Annotated in this window: 10 protein-coding genes and 1 pseudogene; 2 read left to right on the plus strand and 9 right to left on the minus strand. The window is 70.4% G+C overall.

What is annotated here, in order from left to right; translation table 11 throughout:
- Positions 1-68: 68 nt before the first annotated feature.
- From pssA to AB0389_RS10565, 9 genes are all read right to left on the minus strand, one after another.
- Positions 69-851 carry a CDP-diacylglycerol--serine O-phosphatidyltransferase gene (gene pssA / locus AB0389_RS10525; RefSeq protein ID WP_366395096.1) on the minus strand — a complete coding sequence of 261 codons (783 nt, stop codon included), beginning with the start codon at positions 849-851 and terminating at the stop codon, positions 69-71.
- Positions 852-915: 64 nt separating this feature from the next.
- Positions 916-1,563: a phosphatidylserine decarboxylase gene (locus tag AB0389_RS10530; protein ID WP_366395097.1), complete on the minus strand. Its 648-nt coding sequence runs from the start codon at positions 1,561-1,563 to the stop codon at positions 916-918.
- A 180-nt stretch (positions 1,564-1,743) separates the two neighbouring features.
- Positions 1,744-2,955, minus strand: coding sequence for an acyl-CoA dehydrogenase family protein (locus tag AB0389_RS10535; protein WP_366394942.1), 1,212 nt, complete (start codon positions 2,953-2,955; stop codon positions 1,744-1,746).
- Between the two features lie 7 nt (positions 2,956-2,962).
- Complete coding sequence (locus tag AB0389_RS10540) at positions 2,963-3,490, minus strand: MaoC family dehydratase (protein ID WP_366394943.1); 528 nt, start codon at positions 3,488-3,490, stop codon at positions 2,963-2,965.
- 3 nt (positions 3,491-3,493) lie between these two features.
- Complete coding sequence (locus AB0389_RS10545) at positions 3,494-4,480, minus strand: CoA ester lyase (protein ID WP_366394944.1); 987 nt, start codon at positions 4,478-4,480, stop codon at positions 3,494-3,496.
- Positions 4,477-6,525: a protein meaA gene (locus tag AB0389_RS10550; RefSeq protein ID WP_366394945.1), complete on the minus strand. Its 2,049-nt coding sequence runs from the start codon at positions 6,523-6,525 to the stop codon at positions 4,477-4,479. Before AB0389_RS10550 ends, AB0389_RS10545 begins: the two co-directional genes overlap by 4 nt.
- 13 nt (positions 6,526-6,538) lie before the next feature.
- Positions 6,539-7,876, minus strand: coding sequence for a crotonyl-CoA carboxylase/reductase (gene ccrA / locus AB0389_RS10555; RefSeq protein ID WP_366394946.1), 1,338 nt, complete (start codon positions 7,874-7,876; stop codon positions 6,539-6,541).
- Between the two features lie 410 nt (positions 7,877-8,286).
- Positions 8,287-9,102: a TetR family transcriptional regulator gene (locus AB0389_RS10560; protein ID WP_366394947.1), complete on the minus strand. Its 816-nt coding sequence runs from the start codon at positions 9,100-9,102 to the stop codon at positions 8,287-8,289.
- 166 nt (positions 9,103-9,268) lie between these two features.
- Positions 9,269-11,143 (minus strand): 3-hydroxyacyl-CoA dehydrogenase NAD-binding domain-containing protein, encoded by a 1,875-nt coding sequence (locus AB0389_RS10565; RefSeq protein WP_366394948.1) that lies wholly within the window; start codon positions 11,141-11,143, stop codon positions 9,269-9,271.
- A 294-nt stretch (positions 11,144-11,437) separates the two neighbouring features.
- On the opposite strand from AB0389_RS10565, the gene AB0389_RS10570 reads away from it, so the two are divergent.
- Both AB0389_RS10570 and AB0389_RS10575 read left to right on the plus strand, forming a co-directional pair.
- Entirely contained in the window at positions 11,438-12,004 is a 567-nt protein-coding gene (locus AB0389_RS10570; RefSeq protein ID WP_366394949.1) for an adenylosuccinate lyase, read from the plus strand.
- A 1,218-nt stretch (positions 12,005-13,222) separates the two neighbouring features.
- Positions 13,223-13,660 (plus strand): annotated as a pseudogene (locus tag AB0389_RS10575) (SRPBCC family protein); the annotation flags it as partial.
- Positions 13,661-14,032: the final 372 nt, after the last annotated feature.

A 14,032-nucleotide genomic window follows, 5' to 3' on the forward strand; every position in this document is an offset into this window, starting at 1 on the left:
GGCGCGCTGTGCGCCCGGGCCCTTCGCCGTCCATCCCTGCGTCCTACGTCCTACCGTCCTGCGTACCGCTACGGCAGCTGCGCCGCCCGCGCCTCGCGGCGGTTGCCGCGGAACGTGTTCACCCGCCGCGCCGTGGCGAAGAGCGGGATCACCGCGCCCGTCACGACCTGGAGCGCGCAGCCGGTCTGGAGCAGCAGCTGACCGCCGGGCGCGTCGAACGCCCAGGCCGCCAGCAGCCCCATCGCGGCGACGATCCAGCTGAGCATCGCGACCGCGAGGACTCCGCGCGGCTTCGGGTACTCGACCCGGCTCACCATCAGCCAGGCCACCCCGATGATCGCCATCAGCGTCGGCACGAAGGGCAGCTCCAGCAGCACGATCGAGATGACCGTGAGCGCCCCGAAGGGGCTCGGCATCCCCTGGAACATGCCGTCCTTCATCGTCACGCACGAGAATCTCGCGAGTCTGAGCACCACGGCCAGCAAGACCACGATCGCCGCCAGCGCCGATACCCGTTGATGCGCGTCGTCCGCGACCATTCCGTACACCAGTACGAAATAGGCCGGGGCGAGACCGAAGCTGATCAGGTCGGAGAGGTTGTCCAGCTCCGCGCCCATCGGCGAGCTGCGCAGCTTGCGCGCCACGATGCCGTCGAACAGGTCGAAGATCGCCGCGGCGAGCATCAGGATCACGGCGGTCGCGGCGGAGTGCCGCGCCATGCCGCTCTCGTCGTCACCCGTGAGATGCGGGATCAGGATGCCGGTGGTGGTGAAGTAGACGGCCATGAAGCCGCACGTGGCGTTACCGAGCGTGAGGGTGTCCGCTATCGACAGCCGCAGGGAGAGCGGCATGTCCTCCGCGTCGGCCTCGGCCTCGTCGGTCACGTCGGCGGCCCAGCCGGCCTGGGTCTCGGGATCAAGAACGGTCAATTCGAGTCACCCCTGCGGTCGTGGTCTGGCCGACCTCGACGGCGACATCGACACCTTCCGGAAGGTAGATGTCGACGCGCGAGCCGAACCGGATCAGGCCGATGCGCTCGCCCTGCTCCACCTTGGTCCCCTGAGGCACGTACGGGACGATGCGCCGGGCCACCGCGCCGGCGATCTGGATCATCTCGATGTCGCCCAGTTCGGTGTCGAAGTGCCAGACAACGCGCTCGTTGTTCTCGCTCTCCTTGTTGAACGCCGGAACGAACCCACCGGGGACGTGCTCCACGGAGGTCACGGTACCCGCGAGGGGAGCGCGGTTCACGTGTACGTTCAGCGGGCTCATGAAAATGGCGACCCGGGTGCGCCCGTCCTTCCACGGCATGATGCTCTGCACCACACCGTCGGCCGGCGAGATCACACGGCCCTGAGCGATCTCCCGCTCGGGGTCTCTGAAGAACCACAGCATGCCCGCGGCGAGCGCGGTGGCGGGCACGGCGAGGGCGGCGGCACGCCGGGAACGACCGGCACGGGCCAGACTGATCGCTGCGGTGGCGACGGTCGGCAGGAGCCACGGCGATGCTCCGCGTGCGATGCGGACCCGGCCGCTTGGTGCAGAGGTTTGGCTGTGGGGCATGGATGACCTTCGTAGCGGATGATGCCGCGCAGGCGACGGGGGACGGCGGCTTTTGAGCGATGGTACTGGTAGCGAGCCGCAACTGAGCAAGCCAGCACCCGAGTCGAGCGGCTTGAAGCATGCGGCAGGCCGCAACGTGGTGTGATCTTCTTCGCCGTCAAACCGGCCCAAACAAGATAATTAACCCTGGAATCGGTACTCCTCCAGCAGCCGGCGGCCGATGATCATTTTCTGGATCTCGGCGGTACCCTCGCCGATCAGCAGCATCGGTGCCTCGCGGTAGAGGCGCTCGATCTCGTACTCCTTGGAGAAGCCGTAACCGCCGTGGATACGGAAGGCGTCCTCGACGACTTCCTTGCAGTATTCGGAGGCGAGGTACTTCGCCATCCCTGCCTCCAGGTCGTTTCGTTCGCCGGAGTCCTTTTTGCGTGCCGCGTTGACCATCATCGCATGGGCCGCTTCGACTTTGGTAGCCATCTCGGCCAGCTTGAACTGGATCGCCTGATGGTGGGCGATGGCTTTCCCGAATGTATGACGTTGCTGGGCATAGGAGACGCCGAGTTCGAAGGCGCGCTGCGCGACCCCGCAACCACGCGCCGCGACATTCACCCGGCCGATCTCCACGCCGTCCATCATTTGGTAAAACCCTTGGCCAGTGGCACCGCCGAGGACCCGATTGGCCGGAATGCGAAGTCCGTCCATGAGCAGCTCGGTGGTGTCGACGCCCTTGTAGCCCATCTTCTCGATCTTCCCGGGGATGGTGAGGCCGGGTCGTATCTCGCCGAACCCCGGCTCCTTCTCGACCAGGAACGTCGTCATCGACCGGTGCGGGGCCGTCCCCTCCGGGTGGCCCTCGTCCGTCCGGCACAACACGGCGACGAGCGAGGACGTGCCGCCGTTGGTCAGCCACATCTTCTGCCCGGTCAGCACGTACGCGTCCCCGTCCGCGTCCCTGACCCCCCGCGACGTGATCGCCGCGACGTCGGAGCCCAGACCGGGCTCCGACATCGAGAACGCGCCGCGCACCTCGCCGGCCGCCATGCGCGGCAGAAAGGTCTCCTTCTGCTCCGGGGTGCCGTAGCGCTGGAGGAGGTACGCCACGATGAAGTGCGTGTTGACGATGCCGGAGACGGACATCCAGCCGCGCGCGATCTCCTCCACGCACAGCGCGTACGTGAGCAGCGACTCGCCGAGGCCGCCGTATTCCTCCGGAATCATCAGACCGAAGAGACCGAGTTCCTTCAGCCCCTCGACGATTTTCACCGGATATTCGTCGCGGTGTTCCAGCTCGGTGGCGACCGGGAGGATCTCCTTGTCGACAAAGTCTCTTACCGTGGCGAGGATCTCCCGCTGGATATCCGTCAGTCCGGCGGTCTGCGCGAGTCGGCTCATCTCGGTCTCACTTCTCCCGGTGCTTCGGTTCCGGATACTTCGGTTCCGGGCGGCCCGGCTGATCTCCGCCGCGCTCCTTGACGAAGGTCTCGGTCGGGACCATCACTTTCCGGCGGAACACACACACCACCGTCCCGTCCTGGGTGTATCCCCGGGTCTCCACATAGACGATTCCGCGGTCGCTCCTGGACTTCGACGGCGTCTTGTCCAGCACCGTCGTCTCCCCGTAAAGCGTGTCGCCGTGGAAGGTCGGCGCCACATGCCGGAGCGACTCCACCTCCAGATTGGCGATCGCCCTGCCGGAGACATCGGGCACCGACATCCCCAGCAGCAGCGAGTACACGTAGTTCCCCACGACGACATTCCTGCCGAAATCCGTCGTCTTCTCCGCGTAGTTCGCGTCCAGATGCAGCGGATGGTGGTTCATGGTCAGCAGACAGAACAGATGGTCGTCGTACTCCGTCACGGTCTTGCCCGGCCAGTGCTTGTAGACCGCGCCGACCTCGAACTCCTCAAAAGTGCGCCCGAACCGCATCGCTCACGCCTCCGGCACGTCGAAGGAGGTGGTACGGCGCATCCCGGCCGCCCGGCCCTTGCCCGAGACGACCAGCGCCATCTTGCGGCTCGCCTCGTCGATCATCTCGTCGCCGAGCATCGCCGAACCCTTCGCGCCGCCCGCCTCCGACGTGTGGTACTCGTACGCGTCGAGGATCAGCTCGGCGTGGTCGTAGTCCTCCTGCGACGGCGAGAAGATCTCGTTCGACGCCTCGATCTGCCCCGGGTGCAGTACCCACTTGCCGTCGTAGCCGAGCGCCGCGGCGCGCCGCGCCACCTCGCGGTAGCCGTCCACGTTCCTGATCTGGAGGTACGGGCCGTCGATGGCCTGGAGGTCGTGCGTCCTGGCCGCCATCAGGATCCGCATCAGGATGTAGTGGTAGGCGTCCGCGCCGTAGCCGGGCGGCTGCTCCCCGACCACCAGCGACTTCATGTTGATGGAGGCCATGAAGTCGGCCGGCCCGAAGACGATCGTCTCCAGCCGCGGCGAGGCCCCCGCGATCGCGTCGACGTTCACCAGCCCCTTGGCGTTCTCGATCTGCGCCTCGATACCGATCCGGCCGACCTCGAAGCCCATCGTCTTCTCGATCTGGGTGAGCAGCAGATCGAGGGCGGTGATCTGCTGGGCGTCCTGGACCTTCGGCAGCATCACGCAGTCCAGGTTCTGCCCCGCGCCCTCCACGACCGTGATCACATCGCGGTACGTCCAGTGCGTCGTCCAGTCGTTGACCCGGACGACCCGGATCTTGCCCGTCCAGTCGCCCTTGTTGAGCGCGTCCACGATGCTGTGCCGGGCGCCCTCCTTGGCGAGCGGCGCGCACGCGTCCTCCAGATCGAGGAAGACCTGATCGGCCGGCAGCCCCTGGGCCTTCTCCAGGAAGCGCGGGTTGGAGCCCGGCACGGCGAGGCAGGAACGGCGCGGACGAAGCCGCCGGTCGCGGGCGTCGGGGGCGGGCACGGTGGCAGTCATGCGGAGACCTCCAGGGGGTCGGGTTCAGGGTCAGGGTCAGGGTCGAGTCTGTTCGCGGTACGGATCTCGTCGACGATACGACCGATGATCGTCGTGATCCCGAAGTCCTTCGGGGTGAAGACGGCGGCCACGCCGGCCGCCCGCAGCGCCCGCGCGTCGGCGTTCGGGATGATCCCGCCGACGACCACCGGCAGATCGCCCGCGCCGGCCTCGCGCAGCCGGCCGAGTACGTCGGGCACCAGCGCGGCGTGCGAGCCCGACAGGATCGACAGCCCCACACAGTGCACGTCCTCGGCGACCGCGGCGGCCACGATCTGTTCCGGGGTGAGCCTGATGCCCTGGTAGACCACCTCGAAACCGGCGTCCCTGGCCCGTACGGCGATCTGTTCCGCGCCGTTGGAGTGGCCGTCCAGGCCCGGCTTGCCGACCAGCAGCCGCAGCCGTCCCACCCGCAGCTCCTCGGCGGTACGGGCGGCCTTCGCCCGCACGGCGGCCAGCGGCGTACCGGCCTCGGCCGTCACCGCGACCGGCGCGCCGCCGACCCCGGTGGGTGCGCGGAACTCGCCGAACACGTCGCGCAGCGCCGAGGACCACTCGCCGGTCGTCACCCCGGCCCGCGCGCACTCCACGGTGGCGGCCATCAGATTGCCGGTGCCCGCCGCGGCCGTCCGCAGCGCGGCCAGCGCGGCCGTGGCGCGTGCCCCGTCCCGCGCCTCCCGCCAGGCCCGCAGGGCGGCCACGACCCGGGCCTCGTTCGCCGGGTCGACCGTCATGACCGCGCCGTCGAGATCGGCGGTCAGCGGACTGGGCTCGGTCGACTCGTAACAGTTGACGCCGACGATCCGCTCCTCGCCCGACTCGATGCGCGCCCGCCGCTCGGCGTGCGCGGCCACCAGCCGCGACTTGAGATAGCCGGACTCGACGGCGGCCAGCGCACCGCCCATCCCCTCGATCCGGCCGATCTCCCCGAACGCCTCGGTGACCAGACCCGCCACCTTCTCCTCCACGACCCGCGAGCCGTCGAAGAGGTCGCCGTACTCCAGCAGATCGCTCTCGTCCGCCAGCACCTGCTGGATCCGCAGCGACCACTGCTGGTCCCAGGGCCGGGGCAGCCCCAGCGCCTCGTTCCACGCGGGCAGCTGTACGGCGCGGGCGCGGGCGTCCCGGGAGAGCGTCACGGCGAGCATCTCCAGCACGATCCGCTGGACGTTGTTCTCCGGCTGCGCCTCGGTCAGGCCCAGCGAGTTGACCTGCACCCCGTAGCGGAAGCGGCGGTGCCCGGCGTCCCCGATCCCGTACCGCTCCCGGGTGATCCGGTCCCAGACGCGGGAGAAGGCCCGCATCTTGCACATCTCCTCGACGAACCGCACCCCGGCGTTGACGAAGAACGAGATCCGCCCGACGACCTCGCCCCGGCGCTCCTCGGGGATCCGCCCGGACGCGAACACCGCGTCCAGCACGGCGATCGCCGTGGACATCGCGTACGCGATCTCCTGGACGGGCGTCGCGCCGGCCTCCTGGAGGTGGTAGCTGCAGATGTTGATCGGGTTCCACTTGGGCAGGTGGTGCACCGTGTACGTGATCATGTCGGTGGTCAGCCGCAGGCTCGGCACCGGCGGGAAGACATGCGTCCCGCGCGACAGGTACTCCTTGACGATGTCGTTCTGCGTCGTCCCCCGCAGCAGCGCGGGGTCGGCGCCCTGCTCCTCGGCGACCACCTGATAGAGCGCCAGCAGCCACATCGCGGTGGCGTTGATGGTCATGGACGTGTTGGTGCGCTCCAGCGGGATGTCCCGGAAGAGCCGGCGCATGTCGCCGAGGTGCGACACCGGCACCCCGACCCGGCCGACCTCGCCGCGGGCCAGGATGTGGTCCGGGTCGTAGCCGGTCTGCGTCGGCAGGTCGAACGCGACGGAGAGGCCGGTCTGCCCCTTCGCGAGATTGCGCCGGTACAGCGCGTTGGACGCCTCGGCGGTCGAGTGGCCCGCGTACGTCCGCATGAGCCAGGGCCGGTCCTTGGCGCGCGGTATCTGACGGTTCGTCATATCAGGCGTCATGTCAGGCGTCCCGGAAGAGATTGATGGCGTCGAGATGCCGGGCCCGCAGCGCCTCGTCCCGTACCCCCAGGCCCTCGCGCGGAGCCAGTGCCAGCACCCCGACCTTGCCCTGGTGCAGGTTGCGGTGCACGTCGTACGCCGCCTGGCCGGTCTCCTCCAGCGGATACACCCGCGACAGGGTCGGATGGATCCGGCCCTTGGCGACGAGCCGGTTGGCCTCCCACGCCTCGCGGTAGTTGGCGAAGTGGGAGCCGACGATCTTCTTGAGTGACATCCACAGGTAGCGGTTGTCGTACTCGTGGGTGTAGCCGGAGGTGGAGGCACAGGTGACGATCGTGCCGCCCTTGCGGGTGACGTAGACGGAGGCGCCGAAGGTCTCGCGGCCCGGGTGCTCGAAGACGATGTCCACGTCCTCACCGCCGGTCAGCTCCCGGATCCGCTTGCCGAAGCGCTTCCACTCGCGCGGATCCTGATGGTGCTCGTCCGGCCAGAACCGGTACTCCTCGGCGGTCCTGTCGATGATCGCCTCGGCGCCCATCCGCCGGCAGATCTCCGCCTTCCGGTCGCTGGAGACCACACAGACCGGGTTGGCGCCGCCGGCCAGCGCGTACTGGGTGGCGTACGAACCGAGCCCGCCGCTCGCGCCCCAGATCAGCACGTTGTCGCCCTGCTTGAGGCCGGCGCCGTTGCGGGACACCAGCTGGCGGTACGCGGTCGAGTTGACCAGCCCGGGAGCCGCGGCCTCCTCCCAGCTCAAGTGCTGTGGCTTGGGCATCAGTTGATTGGACTTCACCAGGGCGAGTTCCGCGAGACCGCCGAAGTTGGTCTCGAAGCCCCAGATCCGCTGCTCGGGGTCGAGCATGGTGTCGTTGTGGCCGTCGGACGACTCCAGTTCGACGGAGAGACAGTGCGCGACGACCTCGTCGCCCGGCCGCCAGGCGTTGACCCCTGGCCCGGTGCGCAGCACGACACCGGACAGGTCCGAGCCGATGACGTGGTACGGCAGATCGTGACGCCGGGCCAGCTCGCTGAGCCTGCCGTACCGCTCCAGGAACCCGAAGGTCGGCAGCGGTTCGAAGAGCGAGGTCCAGACGGAGTTGTAATTCACCGAGCTGGCCATGACGGCCACCAGGGCCTCGCCCGGACCGAGCGCGGGGACCGGCACCTCGTCGAGATGGAGCGAGGCGCGGGGGTCCTTCTCCCGGCTGGTGAGGCCCGCGAACATCGCGGTCTCGTCCTTGTGCACGGTCACCGCGCGGTACGAGCCGGGCAGCGGGAGCGCGGCGAAGTCGGCGGACGTGCTGTCCGGCGACTGGATCGCCTCCAGGATTTCCTTCACGGTGGGGCCTCCGGGCGAAGCTGAGGGTACGTCGGGGAGCCGGCGCGGGGCGGCGCCGGGCAGGGGGCGGTGTGGGGTGGAGGTGGTGCGGGTGGAGGTGTGCCGTCGGTTCGGCGGGTGGTGCGGAAGTGGCGCGGGTGGCGTGGGTGACGCGGTGGCGCGCGGTGCTGTGTGTGCGGTGCTGTGCGGTGCTGTGCGGTGTGTGCCTGTGACGCAGGCGTCCGGGCCACGAGCGGGACGGCTCGCGGGAACAGCCGGACAACATCAACGTATGGCACGCCGTGACAACTGACAAGGCACTGGGTGCCAGAATTTTCTCTCAGTTGTCACCGCGTGGACACGCATGAGCGGCATGCATGAGCGGCACGCGTGAGCGCGCTCGGGCGGTGCGGTGCAGGTGTACGTAAGGGCTACGCGTTGTTCTTGAGCGCCTGCTGGATGGTGCGCATGACCTCGTCCAGCGGGGCGTCCGTGTGCGCCACAGCCACCAGGACGTCCCCGCTGGTACGCGCCGTGGCCGCCGGCCGGGCCGAAGGACCGCCCATGGTCCGGCCCGCGCCGATGCCGCTGCCGAAGGTCGCGCGGACGATCGCGAAGGCGTGGTCGAGCTGCGCCTCCACATCGCCCTGGCCGTCGGCGCGCAGCCAGCGGCGCAGGACATGGTTGTGCGCGGTGACGACGGCGGACGCGGCCACCTCCGCCATCAGCGGGTCGTCGTTGCCGTCGATGTGGTCGCGCTCGTCGAAGTGGCCCAGCAGATAACGGGTGAACAGCCGCTCGTAACGGGCCACTGAGGCGATCTCGGCCTCGCGCAGGGTGGGCACCTCACGGGTCAGCTTGTAGCGCGCCACCGAGACGGCGGGGGAGGCCGCGTACATCCGCATGACCTCCTTGATGCCCCGGCAGACCGTGTCCAGCGGCTGCTCGTGGGCGGGGGCGGCGTTCAGTACGTCCTCCGCCCGGACGAGCGTGTCGTCGTGGTCCGGGAAGATCGCCTCTTCCTTGGAGCGGAAGTGCCGGAAGAAGGTCCGGCGCGCCACCCCGGCCGCGGCGGCGATCTCGTCCACGGTCGTCGCCTCGTACCCCTTGGTCGCGAAGAGCTCCATGGCAGCCGCCGCCAGCTCGCGGCGCATCTTGAGGCGCTGGGCGGCGGCACGGGTGCCCGCGGCGCTCTCGGGGGCGTCGGACTTGCTGCTGGTACGGGCGGACCTGGCGGGCTGGGACATGAGGTGAACGTACTGCATCGACGCAGGAGAGCGCGCCCGTGGGGGAGACCCGCGGGGCCCGGCACCGAGGCCGGCACCGGGTCTGCCGCGGGGTCCGGCGCCGGATCCCGTACGGGCTTCCCCGCCGGGCCCGGCGGCGGGTTCGGTGCCCGGCTCTGTGCCCGGCTCAGTTGCGCCGGGCATGGGCACGGAACCCGCGGCCCGTCTTGCGGCCGAGGCAGCCCGCGGCGACCAGATGCTCCAACAGCGGCGCGGGCGCCAGGCCCGGATCGCGGAACTCCCGGTGCAGCGCGCGCTCGATGGCCAGCGAGACATCGAGACCGACCGCGTCGAGCAGCTCGAAGGGGCCCATCGGATAGCCGCCGCCCAGCTTCATCGCGGCGTCGATGTCGTCCGGTGTCGCGTAGTGCTCGCCGACCATCTTGATCGCGTTGTTCAGATACGGGAAGAGCAGCGCGTTGACGATGAACCCGGCGCGGTCGCCGCAGTCCACGGCGTGCTTGCGCAGGGTCGCCGTCACCTCGCGGACCGTGGAGTGGACGTCGTCGGAGGTCAGCACCGTACGGACCACCTCGACCAGCCGCATCGCCGGCGCCGGGTTGAAGAAGTGCATTCCGATGACGTCCTGCGGGCGGGTGGTCGCGCGGGCGCAGGCGATCACCGGGAGCGAGGAGGTCGTCGTGGCCAGCACCGCGCCCGGCGGGCAGACCTTGTCGAGCGCGGCGAACAGCTCCCGCTTGACCTCCAGATCCTCGGCGACCGCCTCGACGGCGAGATCCACCCCGCCGAACGCGTCGAGCGAGCCGGCCGGGGCGATCCGCGCCAGCGCGCCGTCCCGAGCCCCGGCGGACAGCCGCCCCTTCGCCACCGAGCGGGCCAGGGACGCGGCGATCCGCTCCTTGGCCGCCGCGGCCTTCTCCGGGGTACGGGCGGCGAGCACCACGTCGTACCCGGCGCCCGCGAAGACCTCGGCGATGCCGCTCGCCATCGTCCCCGAGCCCGCGACCCCGACGACGGTGACCGGCCGCCCGGGGACGGGCCAGGCGGCGGGCGACGTGGCGGGCGACTGGGTGAGGGCGTCCGGCACGGGGGCGGCGCCGCCGCCGGGAGCGTCGTACGTGTAGAAGCCGCGCCCGGCCTTCCGCCCGGTCAGTCCGGCGTCGCTGAGCTGCCCGAGGACGGGCGCGGGAGCGTGCAGCCGGTCGTGCGAGGCGGCGTACATGGCGTTCAGTACGGTACGGGCGGTGTCGATCCCGATCAGGTCGAGCAGCGCCAGCGGGCCCATCGGCAGCCCGCAGCCCAGCCGCATCGCCGCGTCGATGTCCTCGCGGGAGGCGTACTTGGCCTCGTACATCGTGGCGGCCTGGTTGAGATAGCCGAAGAGCAGCCCGTCCGCGACGAAGCCGGGCCGGTCGCCGACCGCCACCGGCTCCTTGCCGAGCGCGCGGGCGAGCGCGGTGACGGCCTCGACGGCGCGCTCCGAGGTGAGCACGGACGACACCACCTCGACCAGCCGCATCGCGGGCGCGGGATGGAAGAAGTGCAGGCCGAGCACGCGTTCCGGGTGGGCGGACTCGGCGGCCAGCCGGGTCACGGACAGCGCGTTGGTGCCGGTCGCGATGATCGTGGCGGGGCCGACGATGCCGTCCAGCGCGCGCAGGACCCGCTGCTTGACCGCGTAGTCCTCCGGGACCACTTCGATCACCAGCCGGGCGTCGGCGGCGGCGCGCGGATCGGTGTGGGCGCGGAAGCGGCCGAGGACGGCCCGCCGCTCCTCCTCACCGAGCCGCCCGCGCGCCACGGCCCGCGCGGTGGACTCTTCGAGCGCGCGCACGCAGCGGCCGGCGGCGGCGTCGTCGATGTCGACGCCGATCACCTCGTGGCCGGCGCGGGCGAGGACTTCGGCGATGCCGGTGCCCATGGTGCCGAGGCCGATGACGGCGACGGGGGAGAGCGGGGTGGCCGAGTCGGGGGAGGTCTCCGTACCGGGAGAGGCGGAAGAGGCAGGAGAGGTGGGAGAGGTATCCGTGCGGATGTCCATCGGGGGACTCCAGGGGATGAGTGACGGCTGAGGGCGCGCGCGAACGGAGGCGCGGCAGAAGGGAGTTGCGGTGCTGCGGGCTGCGGCGGACCCTGTCCCGGGGTCGCGCCGTACACGGGGGTGCCGCTGAACCGACAGCGGCGGGCGCTCACGACGGCTGCGTCACCAGGCCGTCGGAGCGTTGCGGTGCGGTGTGGTTGCTGCGGAGGTTATCAGCTCATCTGAGGTTAACCGACGGGTAACGAGCGCGCCAGGGTGCGAACGGGATCAATTCGCATCGGTACGCTGGCCCGCATGGATGAGGACTTACGCTCGCTCGCGGACCGGGTACGGAGCGAGTCCGGCGGCTCGGCGGCGTGCGAGGCGCTGTTGGCCACCGAGGACACGGAAGACCTTGCCGGCGTTCTCACCGCGCCCCAACAGCCGCTGTGGGCGCGGGAGGTCGCCGCGTTCCGGCTCGGCTGCGCCGGGGACCGGCGGGCTTTCGAGGCGCTGGTGCTGCTTCTGAACCACCGCGACCCCGAACGCTGCGTCAGTGCCTCGTACGCGCTGGCCAGGCTCGGTGACCCGCGCACACCCCGGGCCGCCGCCGCGCTCGCGACCAACACCCTGCGCACCGCCTACGCGCTGCACCCCGTACGCCTCCTCGCCGAACTGCGCGCCCCCGAGTCCGTACCGGCGCTGACCGCCACGCTGCGACGCCTGCTGGCCCCAGACGACCCGCACTGGCGGGTGGCGCTCGCCTGCGTCGAGGGCCTGGGCCGCCTCGCCGACCCCCGCGCCCGCCCCACCCTCGAAGCGGCCCGCGCCCACCCGAGACTGACCGCCGCAGCGGAGGCGGCACTGAGCCGCCTCGCGTAGCGCGGCGGGCGTGTATGCAGGTTGGGGTGGCGGGGGTTGTGGGGATGGGGGCCGCCCCTCCTGGTGTGAGTGTCGCGTCTCCGGGACAGGTGTAAAGGGCGCTCCTGCGTCGCGTCGCTGCGCGATGACCTTCGGTCACCCTTGACACCTGCCCCGGAGTCGCAAGTGCGGGTGTGGGAGGGGCGGCCGGGTGGGAGGGGGTTGCCCGGGGGACCGGCCGGACTGGCGGTCGGTTCGGGGTCCTCGGGCGGGTGGGCCCTGCGGGGCTGCGCGGCAGAGGAGTGGGGCGGTCCGACACCGGCTCGGCGGCCGGCGGTCCGTTGCTGGTTGCGGCACATGCCCCGCTGGTCGCCGTGGAGTGGGAGCAGGGTCTGCTGGGACTCGTGTGGCGGTAAGTGGGCTTCTGGAGGCGGTCTTTGGGCCCTGGAGTGCTTCTTATGCACCTCAGGACACATGTGCCGTCCGGAGCGGCCCCCAACCACCCGCCAAACCGCCCCATATGGGACAGATCGGCGGGTGGTGGAGTGCTTGATCCCAACGACTGTGACGTTGCAGCCGTCTGACGTGCCGGAGGTGGCTCTAGCGTCGCACCCCCTGCCCCCGGGCACCGCCCGGAGACCCCCGGCCCCCGGACCGGCCGGAGGACCCCGGCCGGACAGCAGACCCCGCCCACCTCCCGGGTACCACAACGCAACAGTGACCGGCGGGGCATGAGTGCCAGCCAACGGGCGGCCGTCAGCCGCCGAGACGAGCCCGGCTGCCCCATGCAAAGTGTGCGCAGCCCCGCAGGGTCCACCCGCCCGACGGCCCCTGAGCCGGGTGGTATGACAGCAGACCCCCCGGGCAACCCCCTCCCACCCGGCCGCCCCTCCCACACCCGCACTTGCGACTCCGGGACAGGAGTCAAGGGTGACCGAAGGTCATCGCGCAGCGACGCGACGCAGGAGCGCCCTTTACACCTGTCACGGAGACGCGACACTCACAGATGGAGGGGCGGCCCACGTGACGTCCCGGCCGTCACCCAGGGGCTTTTCCTGCTTCAAGCAGGCCTGCTCGCGCTGCTGTTGGCTCGGTGCGTCGAGGCCTCCTCCGTGCCCCCGCCCGGAGACCGGAACGGATGTTCCATTGATTGCTGGGGCCCGGATTTGGGCGGGTGGACCGGAGGGTGGTTGGGTGTGGCCGCACCCCACCGAAATACCGAGTGCTGGAGGAAGAGCCATGGCGCAGGTCGAGGCCACCACGGAGCGAGTCATCGCGGCGGACCCGGAGACGGTGTTCGATGCTCTGGCGGACTACGAGAACACCCGCGCGAAGCTTCTGCCGGGCCAGTTCAGCGAGTACGAGGTGCGTGAGGGCGGCGACGGTGAGGGCACCCTCGTCCACTGGAGGCTCCAGGCCACCAGCAAGCGCGTCCGTGACTGCCTGCTCGAGGTGACCGAGCCGACCGAGGGGCAGCTGGTCGAGAAGGACCGCAACTCCTCGATGGTGACCACCTGGACCGTCACTCCGGCCGGTGAGGGGCGTTCGAAGGCGGTCGTCACGACGGTCTGGGACGGCGCGAGCGGTATCGGCGGCTTCTTCGAGCGCACCTTCGCCCCCAAGGGGCTCGGCCGTATCTACGACGAGGTGCTCGGAAAGCTCGCCGCTCAGACCGAGGCGGGCTCCGAGGCCGGCTCTGAGGCGGGCTCCGGTTCGGAGGCAGGCTCCGAGGCCGGCGCCGGGGCGGGATCCTAGGCGTCACGACGCCTTGTAGGCACCCCTCGTACAGATCGTTGCCGGAGTCACCGATTCGGGTGGTCTTCCCCGTGGTGCGGTAGTGCGCCCCCCGCGCGACCCGCCGCGGGAAAGCCCCTGATGAGCGCCTCGGTGCGCTCTTTCCCGCTCAACTTCCCCCCGTCACACTCCCCTTAGGGGGAGGGATTCCCGCTTGCTCCCGCTTGGCGCGCGATGCGAACAATGACGCCGCGCAGGTGCGACGAGGGGAGCAGTACGTGGGCGGGACCACTCTGGTGAAGGGCGTCGGGGCCG

The sequence above is a fragment of the Streptomyces sp. NPDC093109 genome (genome assembly GCF_040701725.1).
Taxonomy (GTDB): Bacteria; Actinomycetota; Actinomycetes; order Streptomycetales; family Streptomycetaceae; genus Streptomyces.